Annotated in this window: 23 protein-coding genes; 5 read left to right on the top strand and 18 right to left on the bottom strand. The window is 56.9% G+C overall.

What is annotated here, in order from left to right:
• Positions 1-71: 71 nt before the first annotated feature.
• Positions 72-1,031 (top strand): thioredoxin-disulfide reductase, encoded by a 960-nt coding sequence (trxB, locus tag JNM42_RS16375; protein ID WP_294272632.1) that lies wholly within the window; start codon positions 72-74, stop codon positions 1,029-1,031.
• A gap of 124 nt (positions 1,032-1,155) precedes the next feature.
• Entirely contained in the window at positions 1,156-1,707 is a 552-nt protein-coding gene (locus tag JNM42_RS16370; protein ID WP_294272629.1) for a Smr/MutS family protein, read from the top strand.
• A gap of 284 nt (positions 1,708-1,991) precedes the next feature.
• On the opposite strand, the gene JNM42_RS16365 is transcribed toward JNM42_RS16370, so the two are convergent.
• The 3 genes from JNM42_RS16365 to JNM42_RS16355 form a co-directional block, all read right to left on the bottom strand.
• Positions 1,992-2,555, bottom strand: coding sequence for a hypothetical protein (locus JNM42_RS16365; protein WP_294272624.1), 564 nt, complete (start codon positions 2,553-2,555; stop codon positions 1,992-1,994).
• A 408-nt stretch (positions 2,556-2,963) separates the two neighbouring features.
• Entirely contained in the window at positions 2,964-3,395 is a 432-nt protein-coding gene (locus JNM42_RS16360; RefSeq protein ID WP_294272622.1) for a putative toxin-antitoxin system toxin component, PIN family, read from the bottom strand.
• Positions 3,396-3,401: 6 nt separating this feature from the next.
• Positions 3,402-3,698, bottom strand: coding sequence for a type II toxin-antitoxin system Phd/YefM family antitoxin (locus tag JNM42_RS16355; RefSeq protein ID WP_294272619.1), 297 nt, complete (start codon positions 3,696-3,698; stop codon positions 3,402-3,404).
• A 288-nt stretch (positions 3,699-3,986) separates the two neighbouring features.
• Here JNM42_RS16355 and JNM42_RS16350 point away from each other — a divergent pair, with 288 nt between their 5' ends.
• Together JNM42_RS16350 and JNM42_RS16345 are read left to right on the top strand one after the other, a co-directional pair.
• A complete protein-coding gene (locus JNM42_RS16350) occupies positions 3,987-4,262 on the top strand; it encodes a type II toxin-antitoxin system RelE/ParE family toxin (protein ID WP_294272616.1) in 276 nt (91 codons plus the stop codon).
• Positions 4,263-4,274: 12 nt separating this feature from the next.
• A complete protein-coding gene (locus tag JNM42_RS16345) occupies positions 4,275-4,574 on the top strand; it encodes a HigA family addiction module antitoxin (protein WP_294272593.1) in 300 nt (99 codons plus the stop codon).
• A 78-nt stretch (positions 4,575-4,652) separates the two neighbouring features.
• Here the strand turns inward: JNM42_RS16345 and JNM42_RS16340 are convergent, their stop codons facing one another.
• From JNM42_RS16340 to hisC, 13 genes are all read right to left on the bottom strand, one after another.
• Positions 4,653-4,991: a P-II family nitrogen regulator gene (locus JNM42_RS16340; RefSeq protein WP_294272590.1), complete on the bottom strand. Its 339-nt coding sequence runs from the start codon at positions 4,989-4,991 to the stop codon at positions 4,653-4,655.
• A 49-nt stretch (positions 4,992-5,040) separates the two neighbouring features.
• Positions 5,041-6,651 (bottom strand): NAD+ synthase, encoded by a 1,611-nt coding sequence (locus JNM42_RS16335; protein WP_294272588.1) that lies wholly within the window; start codon positions 6,649-6,651, stop codon positions 5,041-5,043.
• Positions 6,652-6,679: 28 nt separating this feature from the next.
• On the bottom strand, positions 6,680-7,468 hold the full coding sequence (locus tag JNM42_RS16330; RefSeq protein WP_294272586.1) for a 3'-5' exonuclease: 789 nt from the start codon (positions 7,466-7,468) through the stop codon (positions 6,680-6,682).
• A gap of 153 nt (positions 7,469-7,621) precedes the next feature.
• Positions 7,622-8,521: a cysteine synthase CysM gene (gene cysM / locus JNM42_RS16325; RefSeq protein ID WP_294272583.1), complete on the bottom strand. Its 900-nt coding sequence runs from the start codon at positions 8,519-8,521 to the stop codon at positions 7,622-7,624.
• Positions 8,514-9,509, bottom strand: coding sequence for an ADP-glyceromanno-heptose 6-epimerase (gene rfaD / locus JNM42_RS16320; protein ID WP_294272580.1), 996 nt, complete (start codon positions 9,507-9,509; stop codon positions 8,514-8,516). Before rfaD ends, cysM begins: the two co-directional genes overlap by 8 nt.
• Positions 9,510-9,518: 9 nt before the next feature.
• Positions 9,519-10,451, bottom strand: coding sequence for a D-glycero-beta-D-manno-heptose-7-phosphate kinase (gene rfaE1, locus JNM42_RS16315; RefSeq protein WP_294272577.1), 933 nt, complete (start codon positions 10,449-10,451; stop codon positions 9,519-9,521).
• A gap of 139 nt (positions 10,452-10,590) precedes the next feature.
• Positions 10,591-11,760, bottom strand: coding sequence for a lipopolysaccharide assembly protein LapB (gene lapB / locus JNM42_RS16310; RefSeq protein WP_294272575.1), 1,170 nt, complete (start codon positions 11,758-11,760; stop codon positions 10,591-10,593).
• Between the two features lie 259 nt (positions 11,761-12,019).
• Positions 12,020-12,286 carry a LapA family protein gene (locus JNM42_RS16305; protein WP_294272572.1) on the bottom strand — a complete coding sequence of 89 codons (267 nt, stop codon included), beginning with the start codon at positions 12,284-12,286 and terminating at the stop codon, positions 12,020-12,022.
• Positions 12,287-12,360: 74 nt separating this feature from the next.
• Entirely contained in the window at positions 12,361-12,654 is a 294-nt protein-coding gene (locus tag JNM42_RS16300) for an integration host factor subunit beta (RefSeq protein ID WP_294272569.1), read from the bottom strand.
• Between the two features lie 9 nt (positions 12,655-12,663).
• Positions 12,664-14,343 carry a 30S ribosomal protein S1 gene (rpsA, locus tag JNM42_RS16295; RefSeq protein WP_366504468.1) on the bottom strand — a complete coding sequence of 560 codons (1,680 nt, stop codon included), beginning with the start codon at positions 14,341-14,343 and terminating at the stop codon, positions 12,664-12,666.
• A 189-nt stretch (positions 14,344-14,532) separates the two neighbouring features.
• Positions 14,533-16,497 (bottom strand): bifunctional 3-phosphoshikimate 1-carboxyvinyltransferase/cytidylate kinase, encoded by a 1,965-nt coding sequence (locus tag JNM42_RS16290; RefSeq protein WP_294272563.1) that lies wholly within the window; start codon positions 16,495-16,497, stop codon positions 14,533-14,535.
• A 5-nt stretch (positions 16,498-16,502) separates the two neighbouring features.
• Complete coding sequence (locus JNM42_RS16285; RefSeq protein WP_294272560.1) at positions 16,503-17,387, bottom strand: prephenate dehydrogenase/arogenate dehydrogenase family protein; 885 nt, start codon at positions 17,385-17,387, stop codon at positions 16,503-16,505.
• The gene (gene hisC, locus JNM42_RS16280; protein WP_294272558.1) at positions 17,387-18,487 is read right to left on the bottom strand and encodes a histidinol-phosphate transaminase; all 1,101 of its coding nucleotides are present in this window, start codon (positions 18,485-18,487) and stop codon (positions 17,387-17,389) included. Before hisC ends, JNM42_RS16285 begins: the two co-directional genes overlap by 1 nt.
• 407 nt (positions 18,488-18,894) lie before the next feature.
• Here hisC and JNM42_RS16275 point away from each other — a divergent pair, with 407 nt between their 5' ends.
• Positions 18,895-20,697 carry a methyl-accepting chemotaxis protein gene (locus JNM42_RS16275; protein WP_294272555.1) on the top strand — a complete coding sequence of 601 codons (1,803 nt, stop codon included), beginning with the start codon at positions 18,895-18,897 and terminating at the stop codon, positions 20,695-20,697.
• Positions 20,698-20,994: 297 nt separating this feature from the next.
• Here JNM42_RS16275 and pheA read toward each other — a convergent pair whose 3' ends face one another.
• Both pheA and JNM42_RS16265 read right to left on the bottom strand, forming a co-directional pair.
• Positions 20,995-22,086, bottom strand: a complete 1,092-nt coding sequence (gene pheA, locus JNM42_RS16270; RefSeq protein WP_294272550.1) for a prephenate dehydratase — start codon at positions 22,084-22,086, stop codon at positions 20,995-20,997.
• Between the two features lie 64 nt (positions 22,087-22,150).
• Positions 22,151-23,194, bottom strand: a 1,044-nt coding sequence (locus tag JNM42_RS16265; RefSeq protein ID WP_294272547.1) for a DNA gyrase C-terminal beta-propeller domain-containing protein, incomplete at its 5' end; no start/stop codon positions are given.

The following is a 23,194-nucleotide window of genomic DNA, read 5'->3' as shown; positions in this document are numbered from 1 at the left end:
AATTCAACACCGAGTGAGTCGTCGATTGCCGGTTATAATTTCAGCATCTCTTTGCCTCGGAAGGAAGAAAAATGACCCAGACGCCACGTCACTGCCGCCTCCTGATCCTGGGTTCCGGCCCCGCCGGCTACACGGCGGCCGTCTACGCCGCCCGTGCCAACCTGAAACCGGTGCTGATTACCGGTATGGCCCAGGGTGGCCAGTTGATGACCACGACCGATGTCGATAACTGGCCCGCCGACGCCCAGGGCGTGCAGGGGCCGGAATTGATGCAGCGCTTTGAAGAACATGCCAGGCGCTTTGAAACTGAGATCATTTTCGACCACATCCATACCGCCAAGCTGGGTGACAAACCGTTTACCCTGGTCGGTGACGCCGGCACCTATACCTGCGACGCACTGATCATTTCGACCGGCGCCTCGGCGCAGTATCTCGGCCTGCCCTCGGAAGAAGCGTTTTCCGGTCGCGGCGTTTCCGCCTGCGCCACCTGCGACGGCTTCTTTTACCGTAACCAGCCGGTGGCGGTGATCGGCGGCGGCAATACGGCGGTTGAGGAAGCGCTTTATCTGGCCAATATCGCCAGCCACGTCACTGTCGTGCATCGCCGCGACAAGTTCCGCAGCGAAAAAATCCTGCAGGACAAGCTGTTCGAAAAGGAAAAAGCCGGCAAGGTAACGATCAAGTGGCACTCGACACTCGACGAAGTGCTCGGCGACAAGTCAGGGGTTAACGGCATCCGTATCAAGAGTACGCTGAACGGCGGCTGCGAAGACCTCCCGCTGATGGGTGTGTTCATCGCCATCGGCCACAAGCCGAACACCGACCTCTTTGTCGGGCAACTGGAAATGGAAGGCGGCTACATCATCACCGAGTGCGGCCGCAAGGGGAATGCGACCGCGACGTCGATTCCCGGCGTCTTTGCCGCCGGCGACGTGCAGGACCACATCTACCGTCAAGCCTGTACCTCGGCCGGCACCGGCTGCATGGCCGCACTCGATGCCGAGCGCTATCTCGACAGTCTCGATGGCTGATTCTAATGAAAGTCGAGCGAAGGAAGTGCCGCGCCGTGCCAGCGACTTGCCATACCTGCCTCGCCCTCCGCGAGAGGCAGGGTGGTGAGGGTGAGGGGCATCCAGCGGCAGCATGAGCCAGAGGATGCAAGCCACCCCGGAAGAAATCGCCGCCTTTTACGCGGCCATCGACGGGGTCACTCCGCTACCAGCGCCTGACCGGATTGCCTTTGAGCCGCCCAAGCCCAGTCCGCGTCCTCGTCAACGCGAACTCGACGAAGTCGCCGCCATCAGCGAATCGCTGCATGGCCCGTTTGAAATTGACGAGCTGCTGGCCATCGGCGACGACGACTCTTTCGTGCGCAGCGGACTCCAGCGCAGCGTTCTGCGCGATCTGCGTCGCGGTCGCTGGTCGATCCAGAAGCACATCGACCTGCACGGTTTCAACCGGCACGAGGCGCACGATGCGGTTTCACGCTTCCTTGCCGAAGCGCACAGCGCCGGCAAGCGCTGCATTCGCATCGTTCACGGCCGCGGACACGGTTCTCCCGGCCGCGAAGGCATCCTCCGGCAACTCGTAAAAAGCTGGCTCATCCGACGCAAGGATGTGCTGGCCTTCTGCCCCGCCCCGCCCTGCGACGGCGGCCAGGGCGCACTGTGGGTATTGCTCAGGTCCAGCCAGACCGTAAAACGATAATCCGTTGCGAACGCCTGGCCGCGAGCTTGGAAGGACGGGGCTCTTGAGATACTTTGCCCTGGAAGGCAATGTTCATGGACTTCTCCCGGCATGATGTGGCATGACTGGCTGTGGGAGGCGTATAGGGTAATCAGCCAGGAATTGTGGTCTGTCCCCTGTTTTAGTCCGTTTTAGTCCTCTGTTTTATGTTCCTGTTTTATGTTTCGACCTCTTTCGGTTCGGGTCCCCATTACGGTTCGCCTTAAGCGTAGGCGGGGGCGTCGAGGGCTTACTTATAAATAAAATTAAGCACGACGACTGATCAAACCGATAATCCAAAGTCCAGCAAGAAGCAGCGTATATGGTTGTGGTTCTGGAACGGCTGAAACCATATTGAGTTGAAGATTGTAAGCTTTCACCGAAGGGGTGCTAATCTGAAATCCTCCTTCAACTGGCGTAATCTTTGAAAAATATAGGCTAAGTTCTGTCGAGTCAAATAACAATGAATTGGGAGGGATAAGTGTCAATGCATTTGAACTTAACGCAGCACCCGTTATATCACTGAACAACATATAAAGATTGTTGAATGTAACGTCGCCAAAATTAGACGAATTACTGTTGGGAGTTGCAAATATCAATTTAAAGTGATCCTCACTTTCGGAGCCATCTTTGATGAAGATAATTCCATTTTTAATCGGGTCTAATCCAGAAAAACTATACGCGCCAGTATTAAGCAATAATGATTGTACTGAGTTGAGATAAGTACAAGAAAAATTAACACCACCTGAACAGCCAGAATGCTCTTCCACAACCATTGATCCGGCAATTCGGTCTCCTACTGAAAAATATGGCTGTAACTCTGAATCCACTTGTCCAATGCTCGCTGATATCGACCACGTGGCCGTTGCGGAGTAAGAATTAGTGGCGACAAGCAATGTCGCAAACGGAAGAAAAATGCTCAATATACTGCAAATTTTTCTGAATATCATAGTTCCCCCAAAAATCCAGGAAGCTCTCTATGGTCTGTTCTAAATTAAGCGAGCCGAACAATAGCAGGCTGCGTCCCATCGGAAGTTGAAAGTTCGGACGACGGTCGATGCATAATGTAAGCAACCTAGTGCTTCGAGTCAATGCCGGTGACGTTTCTGCCAAGAGTGGACTAAAGACAGTGACCAAAGATGCCATTGGGGTCAGAGTGAATACCCTTTCTTGGATTCCAGGAGGCAAACCGAAATGAAAAAGGAAATGACTCTGAACTCAATGGCATACTGCAACGATCAAAGTCCCGCGTGTGTTGCCCAGAACGTCGCGGGAGACACGATGGGGTAACGTTCAGCCATCACCAGTAAATCTTTATCACCGGTGATGAGATAGTCAACGTTCGATGCCCGCAGCGCCGCCAGCAAAGTGCCCAGCACGGGCTGATCATCCACATCGCGCAAGTCCGCTTCTGCAACAGGCAGCGGCTCGATGACTTCGGCTTGTATCGAAAGCGCATCGACCAAATCCTCAATCTCCGCTGCTGTCATGCCGTGACGCTGAGTCAGGCGGGGCAACACGCGCCGAAACTCGTCCAGGATGTAAGCAGAAAGCATCACGTCAACCGAACCATGGCGCCAGGCTGCCATGATCCTGCCTGGCACACTGGCTGGATAAGCAATGCCCGAGAGCAACACATTGGTATCGAGCACCACCCGCAGAGTCGCCACGATGACTCAAGTCATTTTATTGGCTGAGGCACGCCCCTGAGCCCGCTCAAGCGCAATGGCCGCCTCAATCTCAGCCACGCCTTGCACCTCGGGGACGTTCGCAAAGCCGGCCTCGATGCGTTGGCATAGGGCGTCGAAACGAGCCTGCATGCGGCGGATTCGCTCGAACAAGCGGGCGTCAACCAATACCGCTACGGGCTTGCCGTCCTTGTTGATGACTACGCTGTCGTGCCGATACTGCACCTGATTGAGCATTTCGCCCAGGTTTTGCCTGAAGTTAACCGCACTGGTTTGGGTAATCATGGTTTTCAATCATTATGATCAATATGGTCATGGTGCATGAAGAGGGCGTCACGGTCAATGCTTTTCCCAAGACGAATACCGAAGCTTTCCTGATTGACCACAATGTTCAGCCGGTTAGCCGCAGTACAAATCAGCCCTTCTCCCAATCACGGTACAGATGGAGAGGGACGGGGTGTCGGCAATTCCTCCGAAGATATTGGTCTCTGCCCGCTAGTTGGTCTCTTAATGAGACGTCAATAGTGTCAAGCAACGATTGACTATAGTAAATCAGCGATTTACACTCCAGCGATGATTTCAAGTTACAAGCACAAAGGTCTGGCCGAATTATTTGATACGGGGAAGTCCGCCAAGGTGCGCCCTGATCTGTGGGTTCGTACCGTACGGAGGCTGGATGCCATAGCTACGGCCAAGACCCCGGAGGCGCTACGGGTACCGGGGTTCGACTTCCATCCGCTGCATGGGGTGCCGCAACGTTACAGCGTGCATATCAATGGGCCGTGGTGCATTACATTTGCCTGGAATGGTGAAAACGCTATTGATGTCGATCTGGAAAACTATCACTAAGGACTGTATTTGATGACTAGCATGACGCGCTGCCCGTCGCATCCGGGTGAAATTCTTCGGGAGGACGCATTGCCTACGATTGGCTTGTCAGTGACTGCGTTTGCTCGCGCCCTGGGGGTGTCGCGTCAAATGGTGCATGGCATTCTGTCCGAGCGGTCCGCGGTGTCGCCGGAGATGGCATTGCGTCTGGGGGCATTCTTTGGGAATGGTCCGCAACTGTGGATGGATATGCAGTCGCGCCGGGATTTATGGCTGGCGGAAAAGCGCATGGCCGGGAATTTACCAAAGACGCACGACTCGATTACGGCGTAAAACCCGATTGGGCGACTCTAGCTCCGAAAGTAAAACGGCTCGCAATTTCGCGAGCCGTTTATTTTAATACGGTAACGATCATACCGCCGCTTCGCCGGTCTCACCGGTTCGAATGCGCACAACCTGCTCGACCGAGGAAACAAATATCTTGCCGTCGCCGATCTTTCCGGTACGCGCGGACTTGACGATGGCTTCGATGGCGCCATCGACCTCACCGTCGGCAACGACGATCTCGATCTTGACCTTGGGCAGGAAATCAACGACATATTCTGCACCGCGATACAGCTCGGTGTGTCCCTTCTGGCGGCCAAACCCTTTTACTTCGGTCACCGTCAGGCCGGAAACGCCAATATCGGACAGCGCCTCGCGCACTTCATCGAGCTTGAACGGTTTGATGATCGCTTCAATTTTTTTCATTGTGTTTTACTCCGGAAAATTCATGCCAAATGGTACCAGAAATCGGGCCTCAGTACGGATCGCGGTAGCGGTTGGTGATGGGAAAACGCCAGTCCTTGCCGAAGCCGCGCTGCGTAACACGGATGCCCACCGGCGACTGACGCCGCTTGTATTCGCTGATCTTGAGCAGATGCACGACGCGACGCACATCCGGTTCGGCATGGCCTCTGGCGATGATCTGGCGCGGGCTGAGGTCGTTTACCATATAGTCCTCAATGATCGCATCCAGCACATCGTAGGCAGGCAGATTGTCCTGATCGGTCTGCCCCGGTTTCAATTCGGCCGACGGCGGACGGGTGATAATGCGCTCGGGTATCGCCTGGGAAACCGTATTCCGCCAGCGTGCAAGTCGATAAACCAGCGTCTTGGCGATGTCCTTGATGACCGCGAAACCGCCGGCCATATCGCCGTAGAGCGTGCAATAACCAACGGCCATTTCGGATTTGTTGCCGGTCGTCAGTACCAGCGAACCGCTCTTATTCGAAAGGGCCATCAGCAGCATGCCGCGGATGCGCGCCTGGATGTTTTCTTCCGTCGTATCGGCGGGCAGGCCGGCAAACTCCTTCTCCAGCATCCCGGCAAAGACCTGCATCGCCGGCGCGATGGCGATCTCGTCATAGCGCACGCCGAGCAGGCGAATCATTTCACGCGAATCGGCCAGGCTGATTTCGGCCGTATAGGGCGAAGGCATCATCACTGCGCGCACCTTGTCGGCACCCAGCGCATCGACGGCGATGCATAGCGTCAGCGCCGAGTCGATACCGCCGGAGAGACCGATGATGGCGCCGGGAAAACCGTTTTTTCCGAGGTAATCGCGAACACCAATTACCAGCGCCCGATAGACCTCGGCTTCTACCGCCTGCTCGGCAACGATGACGCCCGGTTGCGGCTGGCCATTGTCAAACTCGACCAGGGCCAGTGCTTCCTCGAACTTCGGCAACTGGCAACACAGCGCACCGTGCGAATCCATGGCGAAAGACCCGCCATCAAAAACGAGTTCATCCTGACCACCGACCAGATTGGCGTAAACCACCGGCAAACCGGTGGCGGTGATGCGCTCACGCAGGACTTCGGTACGCCGTTCCTGTTTGCCGATGTGGTACGGCGACGCGTTGAGCACGAGCAGAACTTCGGCACCCGACTCACGTGCCCGGTCCGCCGCGCCCGCTTCCCAGACATCGGCGCAGATGTTGATGCCGCAACGCACGCCCTTGATGGCTACCACGCACGGCGTATCGCCGGAATCGAAATAGCGCTCCTCGTCGAAAACCTCGTAATTGGGCAGGCGCTGCTTGCAATAGGTGGCGACTCGCGCCCCATTGCTGAGCAGGGTCGCCGCGTTGAAGCAGCAGCCCTCACGTTCCAGCGGGTGTCCGACCAGCACGTCAATACCCTGCAATGCGGCGGCCAGCCTGTCGAGTTCACGCTCGCAGGCCACATAAAAGTCCTGGCGCAGCAGCAGGTCTTCGGGCGGGTAACCACAGAGCACCAGTTCGGGGGTTAGCAGGAGGTCAGCGCCTAGCGCTCTGGCGCGCTGGGCAAAATCGAGGATGCGCGCCGCGTTGCCGGCGAGGTCGCCGACGGTGGCGTTGATTTGAGCAATCGCGATCTTGAGTGGCATAGTCGTAACTATAAACGATAGTACGCCGTTACTTGCTCCAGGCGGCCAGAAACTCGTGCCAGTGGGGTTTATCGAGTTTCTCCAGTGCACCCCGGACGAAATCGGTCTCGGCGTCGTATTCGCTGCGTGATAACTCGCCACGCATCAGCCGAAAGCGCAGCGAAACGAGGTAGGTGTTCAGCACATCGGTTTCGCAGTAGTCGCGAATCCCGGCCATCTCGCCGGCCTGCCAGGCCTCCCACACCTTGCTGCCGTCCATCCCGAGCTTGCCGGGGAAGCCGATCAGCTTGGCCAGCGCATCGAGTGGCACGCTGGCGCGCGGCTGGTACATGGCCAGCAGATCCATAAGGTCGAGATGGCGCGTGTGGTAGCGGCTGATGTAGTTGTTCCACTTGAAGTCACGACTGTCGCCATAATCGCCGTCGCCCAGATCCCAGTAGCGCGGAGCAGCGACGCCGTGGATCAGTCCGCGATAGTGCAGCACCGGCAGGTCGAAACCGCCGCCGTTCCAGGAGACGATCTGCGGGGTGAATTTTTCGATGCCGTCGAAGAAGCGCTGGATGATCTCCGCCTCGTTCTGCCCGGGCTCGGCCAGCGACCACACACGCAGATCCTTGCCAGCGCGCAACGCGCAGGAGATGACGACAATCCGCTGCAAATGGAGCGGCAGGAAATCAGTCCCGTTCTGCGCACGGCGCTGCTGGAAGGCCATTTCGGCCACCTCGGCATCGGGCAACGCCGGATCGAGCTCATGCAGACGGCGCAAACCCGGTACGTCAGGGATGGTTTCAATGTCAAAGACGAGGACGGGTTTCATACAAGGCTCGATCATCTGATTTCAAAATCCACCGCGAATAGGTGAATTCGCAAAGGAGAAAAGGAAACGCGAGGACAGATGAATACAGGAACAAGCATGCTTTCCTTGGCGATCCCTTTGTATCTCTGCGCCTTTGCGGTGGGTGTTCACTATTCAGGCCGGAAACACACCGGTCGACAGGTAGCGATCACCCCGGTCACAAACAATGGTCACGATGGTGGCATTCTCGACTTCGCGCGCCAGACGCAGCGCAACCACCAGCCCGCCGCCTGAAGAAATCCCGGCAAAGATACCTTCCTCGCAGGCCAGCCGCCGTGTCATTTCCTCGGCTTCGTCTTGCGCTACCGATTCGACCCGATCGACACGCGAACGCTCAAAAATTTTCGGCAGATAGGCTTCCGGCCACTTGCGGATTCCCGGAATCTGCGAGCCGGGCTCCGGCTGACAACCGATGATACAGACCGCCGGATTCTGTTCCTTCAGGTAGCGTGAAACGCCCATGATCGTACCGGTTGTGCCCATGCTGCTGACAAAGTGTGTCACCCGCCCTTTCGTATCGCGCCAGATTTCGGGGCCGGTCCCTTCGTAATGCGCCAGCGGGTTATCGGAATTGGCAAACTGGTCGAGGATGATGCCCCGCCCTTCGTTACGCATTTTCTCGGCGACATCGCGTGCCGATTCCATTCCCCCGTCTTTTGGCGTGAGTACCAGTTCCGCACCGAAGGCACGCATTGTTTGCCGACGTTCGATACTCTGGTTTTCCGGCATCACGAGCAGCATGCGATAGCCGCCCATCGCTGCCGCCATCGCCAGCGCAATGCCGGTATTCCCGGACGTCGCTTCAATCAACGTATCGCCAGGCTTGATGTCGCCACGCCGCTCGGCATGACGGATCATCGAAAGGGCCGGCCTGTCCTTGACCGAACCGGCCGGGTTGTTGCCTTCGAGCTTGGCCAGAATGACGTTTCCACGTGCTTCCAGATCGGCACCGGGCAGACGCTTGAGGCGTACCAGCGGCGTACCGCCGACGAAATCTTCAAGTGTCTTATACACAGGCGTTCAACCATTGGACATATTGCGCCACGCCTTGCTCGACACTGGCAAACGGGGACTCGTATCCGGCCTTGCGCAACTTCGCGAGATCGGCCTGGGTGAAACTCTGGTACTTGCCCTTGAGCGCATCGGGAAAGGGGATGTACTCGATGAAACCCTGCTTGAGCAATTCTTCCAGCGACTGCTTCGGCTCGCCTGCCAGAGCACGGCAACTGTTCACGTTGGCCACGGCGAGTTCGTTGAAGCTTTGCGCACGCCCGGTACCGAGGTTGAATATCCCTGATTTTTCGGGGTGATCGAGGAAGTAAAGGTTGACGCGGGTCACATCGCCCACATAAACGAAATCGCGCTTCTGCTCGCCGTTGGCGTAACCATCGCAACCTTCGAACAGCTTGACCTTGTGTTCGGAACGAAACTGATTGTAGTGATGAAAGGCGACCGAGGCCATGCGCCCCTTGTGCGACTCGCGCGGACCGTAAACATTGAAATAGCGGAAGCCGACGATCTGCGACGAAGCTTCCGGCAAACGCTGGCGCACGATCTGATCGAAGAGGAACTTGGAGTAACCATAGACGTTGAGAGGCGCCTCGAACGGACGCTCCTCCCTGAATTCGCTGCTGCCGCCATAGGTTGCCGCGCTTGAGGCGTAGAGGAATTGCACGTCCTGATCAATGCACCAGTCGAGCATCCCGAGCGAGTAGCGAAAGTTGTTTTCCATCATGTAGCGGCCATCGGCCTCCATCGTGTCGGAACACGCGCCTTCATGAAATATGGCGTCGACATCACCGTCGAAATGTCCGGCCAGCAGGCGCTCGATAAACTCCTGTTTATCGATGTAATCGACAATCTCGCAATCAACCAGGTTCTTGAATTTCTCGGCCCGGGTCAGATTATCGACCGCAATGATCTCGTTTACCCCGCGTTCGTTGAGCGCCTTGACAAGATTTGAACCGATAAACCCGGCGGCGCCGGTGACAATGGTATACATAGGCATTCCTCAGTTCAGTGCCGCATCCAGCTCGCCACGGGTGACTATCGCCGTACCGAGCTTGCCGACAACAATGCCGGCCGCCACGTTTGCCACATGAATTGCTGCCGCCCAATCGGCGCCATGCGCCAGCATGACCGCCAGCGTGGCAATGACCGTGTCGCCAGCGCCGGACACATCAAAAACTTCACGCGCCACGGCCTTCTCATGAAGCGTACCACCCGCATGGAAAAGCGTCATTCCCTCATCGCTGCGCGTAACCAGCAGCGCCTCCAGATCAAGCTCAATGCGCAAGGCCATGGCCTTGCGTTCCAGTTCGGCTTCGTCCTTCCAGCGCCCGACCACTTCGCGCAACTCACCGCGGTTAGGCGTAACGATTGTTGCTCCGGCATACTTGGCGTATTCGTCACCTTTCGGATCCACCAGAACGATCTTGCCGGCAGCACGCGCCAATCCGATCATCTCGCCGATGTGCGTCAAACCGCCCTTTCCGTAATCGGAAAAGATAACGGCATCGCATTCCGGCAGGCGCTGCTCGAAATCGGAAAGCTTGGCGAGAAGCACTTCGTGCGAAGGCAACGTCTCGAAATCGATTCTCAACAACTGCTGTTGCCGACCAATCACGCGCAGCTTTACCGTGGTCGTGACGGCTTCGTCAATGTGCAGGCTGGCATCAATGCCACCTTCCTTCATCAGGCGCGTGAGGCTCTCACCCGGTTCATCATTGCCGACCAGTGCCAGCAGTGAAACCTTGGCGCCAAGCGCCGCCGCATTGCGCGCCACGTTGGCGGCGCCCCCTGGACGCACCTCGCTGCGCTCGACCTTGACGATCGGCACCGGTGCTTCGGGCGAAATGCGTGACACCTCGCCAAACCAGTAACGGTCGAGCATCACATCGCCAACAATAAGCAAGCGGACCCGCGAAAGATCTCCCAGATGCATGCAAATTACCTCGGAAACTTAACCATTGAAAAAACTTTCACCACCAAGGCACGGAGAACACGGCGTTACGCCAAAAAGAACCACGGGTTTTCCTTGGTGCTCTCCGTGTCTTGGTGGTTAGCCTTTGTCTTAAACAAGCTTAAGGCGTCAAATCGAATTCTTCGGTACGTTTCGGCGAGTAGGTTTCCCAACCGCCACACGCTGGGCAGCGCCAATAAAACTGGCGCGCCTTGAAGCCACAATTATCGCACCGATAACGCGCCAACCGGCGTGTGTAGCCGTGAACTATGCTCTTGGCAAGATCCAGATCAGCACGTGATTCGGGAGGTGCAACCAGCAAGCGGGCGTCGAGCAACTTGTCAAAACCAAGCAGCGTCGGATTGCGCTTCAACTCATCACGCACCAGAGCATACGCGGCCTCGGCGCCTTCGCTTTCAAGAACCAGTTGAAAGACAACATCAAGCAGGTCGAGCGAAGGGTAATGTTCAAGATAGCCACGCAGGAGTTGCAAGCCCTCATCGCGGCGCACCAGCTTGCGAAAAGCGTCAAGCAGGCGCTGCGCGACCAGTGCCAGATAGGTCGGATCCTGCTGTTCAATTCGTTGCCAGAAGGCGATGGCCTCTTTGCTTCTGTCCTGCTGTGCCTCAATATCGCCTTGCAGGAGACTGGCACGAACACATTTTCGATTTCGTTCCAGAGCAGTCTTCAGGTAGCCTGACGCCAGGTCGGGACGCGAGCGGATCATCTCGGCAGCGGCCAGTTCGCAGTAGTACTCGGCGATTTCCTTCTGCGAGGCAATATCGGGCAATTCGGCGGCAATGGCTATGGCTTTCTCCCAGTCCTTTTCGAGCTGGTAAATTTCAAGGAGATTGCGTTTGGCCTCCTTGACCATAGCCGAATCCTGGAGCTTGTCGAAAACTTCCTCGGCACGGTCAAGCAGACCGGCTTTCAGATAATCCTGCCCGAGTTCGGCCAGCGCCTGCAGTTTCAGGTCCTGCGGCAGGTCATCACGTTCGACGAGATTCTGATGCATGCGAATGGCACGTTCGGTCTCGCCACGACGACGGAACAGACTGCCCAGCGCAAAATGCAGTTCAATGGTATGCGGATCGACCTTGACGGCATCGACAAAGGACTCGATGGCGCGATCCGGCTGTTCGTTGAGCAGGAAATTGAGGCCCTGGAAATACGAACGCGGCAAGGCTCGCGATTCCTTGACCAGATGCTGTATATCGATACGTGCAGCCGCCCAGCCCAGTCCGAAAAAGAGCGGGAAAAAGAGCAGTTGCCAGTACTCAAATTCAATCATTTGATCGACTTACCCGGTGAGAACGCACCCCAGTTGACGGGGCGATTGTAAAATTGTTAAAAGCATATTTTTTCAACGCAGAGTCCGCAAAAACGCAGAGATCGCGGAGAATAACGGGGGAAACAGAGCATTTCTCCTGACTCTGCGTCCTTTGCGTCTCAGCGCGCTCTGCGTTGAGAGCGGTTTTATTTTTCCGTTTCAATCAATCCCAATTGCATTGATGCATTAACCCTGCCCCGCTGACCACCACGAGCGGCTGTCAACTGGCACTTGTCTGTTGTTTCACTGGCTTGGCGTCGCGCTTGAGTCGCGACACTTCCCGACGCAAACCGAAAACCGTACCGAGCAATGACAGCACACCCAGTGCGGCGCCGCCGGCAAAAAAGCCCAGAACAATGATAATCAGCGGCGCTTGCCAGACTGTATCAAAGAAGAAGCGGATGCTGACGGGATCAGTGTTCTTGAGCGCAAAGGCGAACAGGAACAGGAAAATGAAAATTCGACAGCCCCACAGCAAGGCACGCATCAATCACCCTTCAGCAATGAAAAGGGCGGCAACTCGCCGCCCACCGTGTTGCAAATGACCACAGCCGTTATCACTCAGACCACGTTGAGCGCGCTATCGACACGCTCACGCAATTCCTTGCCGGCCTTGAAATGCGGCACCCATTTTTCCGGGACACTGACCTTGTCGCCGGACTTCGGGTTTCGACCAACGCGTGGCGGTCGGTAGTTCAGCGAAAAACTGCCGAACCCGCGAATCTCGATACGATCGCCCTTGGCCAAAGCTTCGGACAATGCATCGAGAATCATCTTGACTGCAAAATCGGCATCTTTTGCGACGAGTTGCGGAAAGCGCTCTGCCAGCCGCGCGATCATGTCAGACTTGGTCATGCTCAAACCTTATTGCGGGTTGTTAAGCTTGGCTTTGAGCAGAGCGCCAAGGTTTGTCGTTCCCGAGCTGACATTGCTGTCAGCAGAAAACTTCTGCATCGCTTCATGCTGTTCGGCCTGATCCTTGGCCTTGATCGACAAGTTGATCGAACGTGTCTTGCGATCGATGTTGATGATCATTGCTTCGACCGGGTCACCTTCCTTGTACACCTTGGTCAGATCGTCGATACGATCGCGCGACACTTCGGAAGCGCGCAGATAGCCTTCCATATCGCCCTCAAGGGTAACTACCGCACCGCGGGCATCAAGCGACTTCACGACACCACGCACAATTGCATTTTTCTCGTGAGTGGCAATGAAGCTGGTGTATGGATCACCATCAAGCTGCTTGATTCCGAGCGAAATCCGCTCCTTGTCAGTATCGATGGCCAGAACCACGGCCTCGACTTCGTCACCCTTCTTGAAGTTGCGAATGGCTTCTTCACCGGCCACCGACCACGACAGATCAGAGAGGTGAACCAGACCATCGATGCCACCCGGCAGCCCGATGAATACGCCAAAGTCGGTAATCGACTTGATCGCACCGCGAACCTTGTCGCCCTTCTTCTGGTTCATCGAGAACTCATCCCACGGATTGGCAGCGCATTGCTTCATGCCGAGAGAAATGCGGCGACGCTCTTCGTCGATTTCAAGAATCATGACTTCGACTTCGTCGCCCAGTTGCACAACCTTGGACGGATGAACGTTCTTGTTGGTCCAGTCCATTTCGGAAACGTGCACCAGGCCTTCGATACCCTGCTCGATTTCGACGAAAGCACCATAATCGGTGAGGTTCGTGACCTTGCCGAACAGGCGGGTGTTTTGCGGATAACGACGCGAGATGCCGACCCATGGATCTTCGCCAAGCTGTTTGAGTCCGAGCGAGACGCGATTCTTGTCCTGGTCGAACTTGAGGATCTTGGCCTGCACTTCGTCGCCGACGGCCAGAACTTCGGACGGATGACGGACACGGCGCCAGGCCAGATCGGTGATGTGTAGCAAACCGTCGATCCCGCCGAGGTCGACGAAGGCACCGTAGTCGGTGATGTTCTTGACGATACCCTTGACGATGCTGCCTTCCTTGAGGTTGGAGAGCAGTGCTTCGCGTTCTTCACCGACACTGGCTTCGAGTACGGCACGACGGGAAACAACGACGTTGTTGCGTTTGCGGTCAAGCTTGATGACCTTGAATTCGTAGGTTTTGCCTTCGTATGGCGTGGTGTCCTTGACCGGACGCATGTCGACCAGCGAACCCGGCAGGAAAGCGCGGACGCTGTTGGCCATGACGGTCAGACCGCCCTTGACCTTGCCGGTGATGGTGCCGGTTACCAGGGTGCCTTCATTGAGCGCCGCTTCGAGGTAGTTCCAGGCCGCGACACGCTTGGCGCGTTCGCGCGACAGGCGCGTTTCGCCGAAACCGTTTTCGAGTTGCTCGATGGCGACCTGAACGAAATCACCGACCTTGACTTCGAGTTCGCCTGAATCGCTTAAAAATTCTTCACGTTCGATATAACTTTCGGACTTCAGACCGGCATTGACGACGACAAAGTTCTGGTCGATGCGTACAACTTCGGCGGTGATGACCTCGCCCTGACGCATTTCCTGGCGCGCGAGACTGGCTTCAAAAAGATCGGCAAAGCTTTCCTGAATAATGGGATTGGCTGACATATGTGTGGGAATGACCTGACCGCATGGCTGCGGGTTGAGTTAAAAAAATTATCACCGGTTCCTGACACCCCGCTCTACGGGAATCTGAACGATTCGCCGCAGCGCCCTGAAGGGCAAGCGACAGTTCACTGGTGACACCTGAGGCACACGGCACCTGCCGCAACACCCTTGCTACGAAACCTTGCTGCTCCAGACCAGCACCTGAGCCACTGCTTGTTCAATGGTCAGGTCAGTCGTGTCAAGCAATTCGGCCTCCTTGTTTTGCTGCAAAGGCGCGACGCTACGTTGGCTGTCGCGTTCGTCGCGTTCACGCAAATCCAGCAAAAGAGGCAGGATACTAGCAGTGATTCCTTTTTCGATCAACTGCTTATAGCGTCTTTGCGCTCGCACTTCGACGCTGGCGGTGAGGAAAACCTTGGTCTGCGCATCCGGAAACACGAGCGAGGCCATATCGCGTCCATCGGCGACCAGGCCGGGAGCCTGACGGAAAACACGCTGCCTGAAAAGCAGTGCGGCGCGCACCGCAGGCAGTGCGGCAACCTGGGAAGCCCCGGACGAGATGTCCTCCTGCCGGATGGCCTCCCCGGCCTCGGCACCGGACAACCGGATCGAGTTCTCGCCAAACTCCACATCGAGCCCGCTGGCGATGGCCGCGACGCGAGCTTCGTCATCCCACGCCACGCCGGCACGACGGGCGGCGAGTGCGGTCAGGCGATAGAGCGCACCGGAATCGAGATAGTGCCAGCCCAGCGCTGCCGCAACGCGCGCTGCCACCGTTCCCTTGCCGGAAGCCGAAGGCCCATCAATGGCGATCACCGGGACAGCTTGCGTCACCCGGGCGAAACTTTCGAAATAGCCCGGGAAGGTCTTGGTCACACAGCCCGGATCATTGATACGCAGCGTCGTCGCCAGCGTCGCCAGCGAGAAGCACATGGCGATGCGGTGATCCTCGTAGGTATCGATTCCGCTCTCAGGCGTGAGGAGTTTGGCTTGAGGGGGAGTCACGCGGATGAAATCGACGCCCTCTTCGACTTCGGCGCCGAGCTTGCGCAGTTCGGTAGCCATCGCCGCAATGCGATCGGTTTCCTTGACCCGCCAACTGGCGATGCGGGTCAGCGTGGTCGTGCCTTCGGCAAACAGCGCCGTAGTTGCCAAGGTCATTGCCGCATCGGGGATCTGCCGGCAATCGAGTTCGATGCCGTGCAGCTTTCCCGAGTGCGGCGCAGAAGCCTCGATCCAGTTCGGCCCCATCTCGATGCGGGCACCCATCCGAGCCAGCGCGTCGGCAAAGCGCACGTCACCCTGAATCGAATCGCGGCCAACGCCCTCAACGCGAACGGCCTGCCCTGCCCGGGCACCAATGGCTCCGAGCGCCAGGAAATACGAGGCCGAGGAGGCGTCACCCTCGACGTAAATAACGCCAGGCGAACGGTAGGTGCAGCCGGCGGGGATCGTGAAGCGCTGCCCGCCTTCACGGACCACCTGCACGCCGAAGCGCGCCATGGTCGCCAGCGTGATTTCAATGTAGGGCCGGGAGATCAGTTCGCCGACGACTTCAACTGTCGCCTCTACGCCGATCAGCGGCAGCGCCATCAACAGGCCGGTCAGGAACTGGCTCGAAACATCACCGCGTACGCTGACCACAGTGCCGGGCGCGAATATTCCATGTCCCTTTGCTGAACAGATTTCCAGCGGCGGGAAGCCTTCGTTGCCCGCATAGCGGATATCGGCACCGATCTGCCGCAGCGCGTCGACCAGGTCGCCAATCGGACGCTCATGCATGCGTGCGACACCGGACAGTCTGTAATGACCGCCGCTCAGCGCCAGCACGGCCGTCAGTGAGCGGAAAGCCGTCCCTGCGTTGCCGAGAAACAGATCAGCTTCCTTGACCGGGAAAACGCCTCCGCAGCCACACACGCGATAGGCGCTGTCACCAAGCGGCACAACATCAACACCAAGCGCCAAAAGCGCTTCAAGCATACGCGCCGTATCGTCGGACTCAAGCAGGTCGCGAACTTCGGTTTCACCGTCAGCCAGGGCGGCGAGCAACAAAACGCGGTTGGAGAGGCTCTTTGAACCGGGCAAGCGTAGCGTACCCCGAGCTGAAAGCAGTGGCGGCAGATCGATAAAATCCATGTTCGTTATTTTTCCGTACCTTCCGCCCAGGTGCGACGTGCCTTGCGCGCGACGGCGAAGGTCTGCTCCAGGGCCGCACCATCACCCCGGTGCAACGCATCGCGCAACTGATCGAGCTGTGCTAGGTAACGCTCGAGCTCCTCCAGTAACGCAACGCGATTGGCCAGACAGATATCGCGCCACATTTCCGGGTGGCTGGCGGCAATCCTTGTGAAATCGCGGAAGCCGCTGGCCGCGTAACTGAAATAGAGCTCACTGTTGTCGCGTACGGCGAGATCGTGAACCAGCGCAAACGACAAGAGATGGGGCAGATGGCTGACGGCGGCAAAAACGTGATCATGCTCGGCCGGGGCTAGTTCATGAACCTGTGCGCCACACCATTCCCACGCCGAACGCACACGTGCCACGTTGAGCACGGAGTTTTCCGGCAGCGGTGTCAACACCACTTTTTTTTCGCGGTAGAGATCGGCGCGAGCCGCTGCCGCTCCGCTATTCTCGGCACCGGCAATCGGATGCGCGGGAACAAACTGTCCGATCCTGTCACCGAAATGCAGGCGTGCTGCTGCGACCACATCTTCCTTGGTGCTGCCGCCGTCAGTAACCAGCGTCTGTGCGCCAAGATAGGGCGCTATACGCGCCATGATTTCGGGCATTTGGCCGACCGGCGTAGCGATAAGAACAAGGTCGGCGTCCGCCACCTCCTGACCGGCATTGGCACCCACCCGGTCGATGATGCCCAGATCCAGCGCCTGCATCAGCGTTGAGAGGCTGCGACCAAAACCAACGACTTCCTCAACCTGTTCAGCGGCCTTGAGTCCGAGCGAGAAGGAACCGCCGATCAGACCGACGCCAAAGACAACAATCTTGCCGAATTCTGGCGCGCCGCTCATCACACCGTCCGTCTTTGAGCGTTTTCCAGAGCTTCAAGAAAACGCTGGTTCTCGAGCTCGGTGCCGATCGTCACCCGTAGCCACTCCGGCATACCGTAACCGCCAATCGGACGAACAATAACACCCTGCTTGAGCAGCTTCTGGTTCAGCGCTGACGCATCGCCAGCCTTGAAGGCCACGAAATTGCCGTGCGAGGGAATATGCGTGAAGCCAAAGCGCTTGATCCCGGCGACGATCTGCTCCATTCCGGAACGATTAAGTGCATAACTCCTGGCCACGAACTGATGATCGTCAAGCGCCGCTGTTGCCGCCGCCAGCGCCAGGTTGTTGCAGTTGAACGGCTGCCGTACGCGGTTCATCAGGTCGGCGATTTCAGCCGAGGCCAGCGCAAAACCGATGCGCAACCCGGCCAGACCATAGATCTTTGAGAAGGTCCGCGTAATCACCAGATTCGGGAACTCCGCCAGCCAGTCCCTCGTATCGGCACGTTCTGCCGGCGGGATATAATCGTTGTACGCCTCGTCAAGAACAATCACGACATCCGCCGGGACGGCCTGGATAAAGGCCTTGAGTTGCGGGTACGGCAGGAAGGTTCCGGTCGGGTTGTTGGGGTTGGCGATCCAGATCAGGCGCGTATGCGGCTGGATTGCGTAACGCATGGCATCAAGATCGTGGCCGTAATCCTTTGCCGGAACGGCAATCAGTTCGGCACCCGCCGAAAGCGAGGCCAAGGGGTAAACCGCAAAGGCATGCTGAGAAAACACCGCAGAACGACCCGGAGCCAGGAAAACCCGGGCAATGAGGTCGAGCACATCGTTAGAACCGTTGCCAAGCACAATCCGCTCCGCCTCCAGACCGGTATGATCGGCCAGCGCTTTCTTGAGCTCAAAGTCATCGGGGTAACGCTCAAGCGTGACGATGGCCTTTTCCATCGCGGCCTTCGCCTTAGGGCTCATGCCCAGCGGATTCTCGTTGGAAGCGAGTTTTACAATACTTCCCAAGGGGATACCCATTTCGCGCGCCAGTTCGGTAATCGGCTTGCCTGGCTGATAGGGGGATATGGCGCGGATGTAAGGCAACGATTGATCGCAAAGTGCCATGAAAAAGAACTCCGAATTAAATAAGGCAGCAGGTTTGATTTTAACACCTTGGCTTGGAGGCCAAGAGCCATAGTACCTTTCAGGTTTGCGCACATTCCATGACAAACTGATTCCGCGACATAATGCTTGCAAGACAAATGGATAACCAGCCTACAAACCATGCTCCTGAAGAATGAGGTATTTACTGGCTTCCTGAACGCCTGCACGGAGAACGCCTATTGGCGGGTTTCCCAGCGATGGTCATGTTGTTTAATCGCATTTCAATCCTTTTTCTTTCTACCGGCCTCCGACCCGTGAAATTGAATCGAGTCCTTGATTCTTCAGTACTTAACAATGAATAAACGCTTACATACTTTCTGGGGATGGATACAATATTCGATATCGTTGCTCAATCTGAAGGAGAGAAAATGAACATTCTTTGGCGGTTTCACGAGTGGTCGGAAAAAAACATCTGGAACACGCTAAGTAAAAAACTGATGAGCATCCTCCTCCTGTTCATCATTAATTTGGGGTACCTCGGTATCTATATTTCAGTAAAGGGCTCGGTTCTGGAAACGCTGGGCAGCTCGGGCGCCAATGCCGAAGCAGTCCGGGTCATCGCATCGGCGTTTGATCAAGGATTGGTGTGCTTGGCCATTCTGACCGGCGTTGCATTGGCGTGGTTCATTCTGCAGATTGCCTACCTGCGTTACCTCATTGTCCGTCCGGTCAAGAATATGGCGCGCGTCTTTGACGAGATTGCGACCGGTGAGGGTGATTTTTCACGCGATCTGCCGACGACAACTCACGATGAATATCGCGATCTGGCTCTTTCATACAACCGTTTCGCCGACAGGATGCGGGAAATTATTGGCGAAGTGCGCAAGATGAGCGTTAGCATTGCGCGCGAAGCGGCAGTCATGCGCAAGAGCGTCGGTGAGACCTCGACCCGCGCAACGCGTCAGGGCGAGTTGACGGAGGCAGTGTTTACCGCCAGCAACGAGGCAACTGAAGCGATCAACGAGGTGTCTTCATCGACCGAACGCATCTCCCAGTCGACTGAAGTCAATCTCGGGAATGCGAAGGCATCATTGCATGAAATGCTCGAAGTTGTGGTCAAGGTGCAGTCCGTAAGTGAGAAACTTGCGCGTTTCAACGATACCGTTGCCAATCTCAGCCAGCGTTCTGACAGCATTCGCAACATGGCAGCACTGATTCGGGATGTTGCCGACCAGACCAATCTGCTGGCCTTGAACGCTGCCATCGAGGCGGCACGAGCCGGTGAAATGGGACGTGGCTTTGCCGTTGTCGCCGATGAGGTACGCAAGCTGGCCGAGCGCGTCAATAATTCTGCGCTGGAGATCACGCAAAGTGTGACGGGGATGATTTCTCTGGTGAAGAATACACAAAGCGAGAATGACATAATCAACGACGACATCCACCAGACGCGCGAAGTGGTCGAACGGTCATCCGAACAGTTTCGACTGATGGTCGGCGATTTTGAAGGAACGAGCGAGCAATTGATCCAGATTGCCACGGCAATGGAACAACTGACCGCAACCAATGCCCAGGTGCATGAGAATATGCATCTGGTTCATGCCCTTTCAGGTGAGGTTGCGCAGAGCATGGCGAGTTCCGAACAATCCGCAGCGGGGCTGTCAGGTGCGACCGAGTCGGTTCAGGAACTGGTCTCCAGTTTCAAAATCGGCCGTGGTGCGTTCGACTACAACGTGGATTTTGTGCGCAAGTTTCGGGACGAGTTGCAGAGCAAACTGGAAGACATGCGCAAGCGCGGGATCAATGTCATGGACCGGAACTACCGGCCGATTGTTTCGCCAAAGACCAACCCTCAGAAATTTACGGTGACCTACGACCAGGCGTATGTTCAAGAGTGCCAGGGATTGCTTGATTCGGCGCTGGCGACAATCAAGGGGGGCGTTTACGCGGTGGGTGTTGATATCAACGGCTACCTGGTGGCTCACAATGCCAAGTTCTCGCAAGCGCTGACCGGTGACCAGCAGAAGGATCTGGTTGGCAATCGCACGCATCGCATGTTTGATTCACCAACCGAAATCAGGTCGGCGAAAAACACCACACCGCTTCTCCTGCAAACCTATCTTCGTGATACCGGCGAACTGATGTGCGACATTTCAATGCCGATTTACGTTGGTGGCGTCCATTGGGGGGCGGTACGGGTTGGTTGCCAGACCGCCGTCCTGCTTGAGGGGTGATCGGCGTCCTTGATGCCAGGCAGGTATCCAGTCATAGAAAGCGGGCTAAGCAGCAGAGGAAAGCGGATCGCGATTCCTCCAAGCCAGCCAATACCGTTCTTCGCCTCAAGAAAAGTGTTGCCCCGAAGTCATCGCCAATCAACGATCTACAAGCCCGAACCCGGAAGTGCTTGTTTTATCATGATTCCTCAGTCTGCCTCACTGCTGAACGCCTATTGGCAAGGCCTCCAGAGGAACTGGCTGCGTTCAGCCAACATAATCCTAAACCTGAAACGGTCGGTCCTTCGGCGTTGCTGGTCAATAGACGGCCAGCGGGTAGGATCCTAGAACTTTGAGATACGCCGCCCGGCGCCCCAGTTCATCGAGCGCGGCTTGCACGGCCGGTTCGGCGCGATGGCCTTCGATATCTACGAAAAAAACATACTCCCAGAGCGTGTGGCGAGCCGGACGGGATTCGAGGCGGGTCAACGAAACACCCGCGTCAGAGAACGGGGCAAGCAGGTTGCTGAGAGCGCCTGTCCGGTTATGTGCGGACATGATCAACGAAGTCTTGTCGCGCCCCGATGCACCTGCATCCTGGCGTCCAAGGACGACGAAACGGGTCGTATTGTTCGGCTCGTCTTCAATGTTGCTCGCCAGTTTCGGTAACTGATAACGCTCAGCCGCAGCCTCTCCGGCGATCGCGGCAGCTCCCGCCTCGCAGGCTGCAAACTGGGCGGCCTGCGCGTTGCTCCCCATCGATATGCGCTGGGCATTCGGCAGGGAACGGTTCAGCCATTCGTGGCACTGCGCCAGCGACTGCGCGTGCGAATAGACCTTGGTGATTCCATCGAGCGAAGTTTCATTTGACAGCAAATGCTGGTGGATGCGCAAAACCACTTCACCGCATATTTTCAGCGGCGTGGTCATCAGGAGATCAAGCGTGCGACTGATAGCGCCCTCAGTCGAATTTTCGATCGGCACCACCGCAAAGTCCGCGTGTGACGCCTCGACCTCGCGAAACACATCATCAATTGAAACCTGTGGCAACAACCGTGCTGCGTGGCCGAAGTGTTTGGTCGCCGCACTCTCCGAGAAGGTGCCCAACGGGCCAAGAAAAGTGACACCGAGCGCTTGTTCAAGCGACAGGCAGGCGGACATCACTTCGCGGAAAAACCAGGTCACGCTATCGTTCGACAAGGGACCCGGGTTGATCTCCTGAATACGCCGCAACACCTGTGCCTCACGCTCCGGTCGATAAATGAAGCCTGCTTCGCCATGACTCGCCTTGATCTGCCCAATCTGCTGCGCGCACCGCGCACGGTGATTCAGGAGGTCGAGCAAACGGGCATCAATCGCATCAATCTCGGTGCGTACCACCGAGAGTTTTTTCTGAAGATCATCACTCATGGTCAGTATCCGGCGTCATGTCGGCAAACTTCGTTCTTCAAGTCAGGTACGGCGTATCAACCTTCTACTCCTGATCCTGCCCGTGATCAGTGTCACTGCCCGATTCATTTCCGGTATCGGGACTGATCCCCTGTTCGCTATCCTGATCATCTTCGGTTTCGACGACTTTTTCCAGACCGGCGAGTTTCTCACCGGCATCGAGTGCTATCAGCGTCACCCCCTGTGTAGCACGACCCAGCTCGCGGATCTCCTTGACACGCGTCCGGATCAGCACGCCGCCGGTGGTTATCAGCATGATTTCGTCTTCATCGTGCACCAGACGTGCGGCGACGACCTTGCCATTGCGCTCGCTGGCTGCGATGGCGATCACCCCTTGCGTGCCGCGACCGGAATGGCGGAAATCGGCCAGCACCGTACGCTTGCCAAAACCGTTTTCGGTCGCCACCAGCACCGTCTCCTGGTGATTCTCGGCAACCAGCAGCGAAAGCACCTGCTGGCCTTTGCCGAGTTTCATGCCGCGCACACCGCGTGCCGTGCGGCCCATGGCGCGTACATCTTCCTCGTCGAACCACACCGCCTTGCCAGCATCGGAAACCAGAACAATGTCATGCGCTCCGCTGGTGATCTCGGCACCGATCAGGAAGTCATCGTCATCAAGCGCGACAGCGATTATGCCGGCCTTGCGCGGGTTGGAGAAATCGGAAAGTGGCGTCTTCTTGACCGTTCCCTGCGCGGTACACATGAAGATGAAGCGATCTTCGGTGAATTCCTTGATCGACAGAATGGCATTGATCTTCTCGCCTTCTTCGAGCGGGAACATATTGACTATTGGTTTGCCCCGGCCACTGCGCGTTCCCTGCGGCACTTCATAAACCTTGAGCCAATAAACCCGCCCGCGATTGGAGAAGCACAGGATGTAATCGTGCGTATTGGCGATGAACAGATGGTCGACGAAATCGTCTTCCTTTACTGCCGCCGCCTGCTTGCCGCGCCCGCCCCGGCGCTGCGCGCGGTAATCGGCCAGCGGTTGCGACTTGATGTAGCCGGTATGCGAAAGGGTGACCACCATGTCCTGTGGGGTAATGTAGTCCTCGATGCCCAGATCCTG

Source organism: Propionivibrio sp. (genome assembly GCF_016790145.1).
Lineage (GTDB): Bacteria > Pseudomonadota > Gammaproteobacteria > Burkholderiales > Rhodocyclaceae > Propionivibrio.
Note: the sequence above shows the minus strand (reverse complement) of the source record. Positions and strands in the feature narration are given on the sequence as shown.

What these genes read in the sequence shown, in the direction of transcription:
- trxB (WP_294272632.1), top strand. Translation starts at nt 72, where the DNA reads ATGACCCAGACGCCACGTCACTGCCGCCTCCTGATCCTGGGTTCCGGC.
- JNM42_RS16370 (WP_294272629.1), top strand. Translation starts at nt 1,156, where the DNA reads ATGCAAGCCACCCCGGAAGAAATCGCCGCCTTTTACGCGGCCATCGAC.
- JNM42_RS16355 (WP_294272619.1), bottom strand. Translation starts at nt 3,698, where the DNA reads ATGATTACCCAAACCAGTGCGGTTAACTTCAGGCAAAACCTGGGCGAA.
- JNM42_RS16350 (WP_294272616.1), top strand. Translation starts at nt 3,987, where the DNA reads ATGATTTCAAGTTACAAGCACAAAGGTCTGGCCGAATTATTTGATACG.
- JNM42_RS16345 (WP_294272593.1), top strand. Translation starts at nt 4,275, where the DNA reads ATGACTAGCATGACGCGCTGCCCGTCGCATCCGGGTGAAATTCTTCGG.
- JNM42_RS16340 (WP_294272590.1), bottom strand. Translation starts at nt 4,991, where the DNA reads ATGAAAAAAATTGAAGCGATCATCAAACCGTTCAAGCTCGATGAAGTG.
- JNM42_RS16335 (WP_294272588.1), bottom strand. Translation starts at nt 6,651, where the DNA reads ATGCCACTCAAGATCGCGATTGCTCAAATCAACGCCACCGTCGGCGAC.
- JNM42_RS16330 (WP_294272586.1), bottom strand. Translation starts at nt 7,468, where the DNA reads ATGAAACCCGTCCTCGTCTTTGACATTGAAACCATCCCTGACGTACCG.
- rfaD (WP_294272580.1), bottom strand. Translation starts at nt 9,509, where the DNA reads ATGTATACCATTGTCACCGGCGCCGCCGGGTTTATCGGTTCAAATCTT.
- rfaE1 (WP_294272577.1), bottom strand. Translation starts at nt 10,451, where the DNA reads ATGCATCTGGGAGATCTTTCGCGGGTCCGCTTGCTTATTGTTGGCGAT.
- lapB (WP_294272575.1), bottom strand. Translation starts at nt 11,760, where the DNA reads ATGATTGAATTTGAGTACTGGCAACTGCTCTTTTTCCCGCTCTTTTTC.
- JNM42_RS16305 (WP_294272572.1), bottom strand. Translation starts at nt 12,286, where the DNA reads ATGCGTGCCTTGCTGTGGGGCTGTCGAATTTTCATTTTCCTGTTCCTG.
- JNM42_RS16300 (WP_294272569.1), bottom strand. Translation starts at nt 12,654, where the DNA reads ATGACCAAGTCTGACATGATCGCGCGGCTGGCAGAGCGCTTTCCGCAA.
- JNM42_RS16290 (WP_294272563.1), bottom strand. Translation starts at nt 16,497, where the DNA reads ATGGATTTTATCGATCTGCCGCCACTGCTTTCAGCTCGGGGTACGCTA.
- JNM42_RS16285 (WP_294272560.1), bottom strand. Translation starts at nt 17,387, where the DNA reads ATGAGCGGCGCGCCAGAATTCGGCAAGATTGTTGTCTTTGGCGTCGGT.
- hisC (WP_294272558.1), bottom strand. Translation starts at nt 18,487, where the DNA reads ATGGCACTTTGCGATCAATCGTTGCCTTACATCCGCGCCATATCCCCC.
- JNM42_RS16275 (WP_294272555.1), top strand. Translation starts at nt 18,895, where the DNA reads ATGAACATTCTTTGGCGGTTTCACGAGTGGTCGGAAAAAAACATCTGG.
- pheA (WP_294272550.1), bottom strand. Translation starts at nt 22,086, where the DNA reads ATGAGTGATGATCTTCAGAAAAAACTCTCGGTGGTACGCACCGAGATT.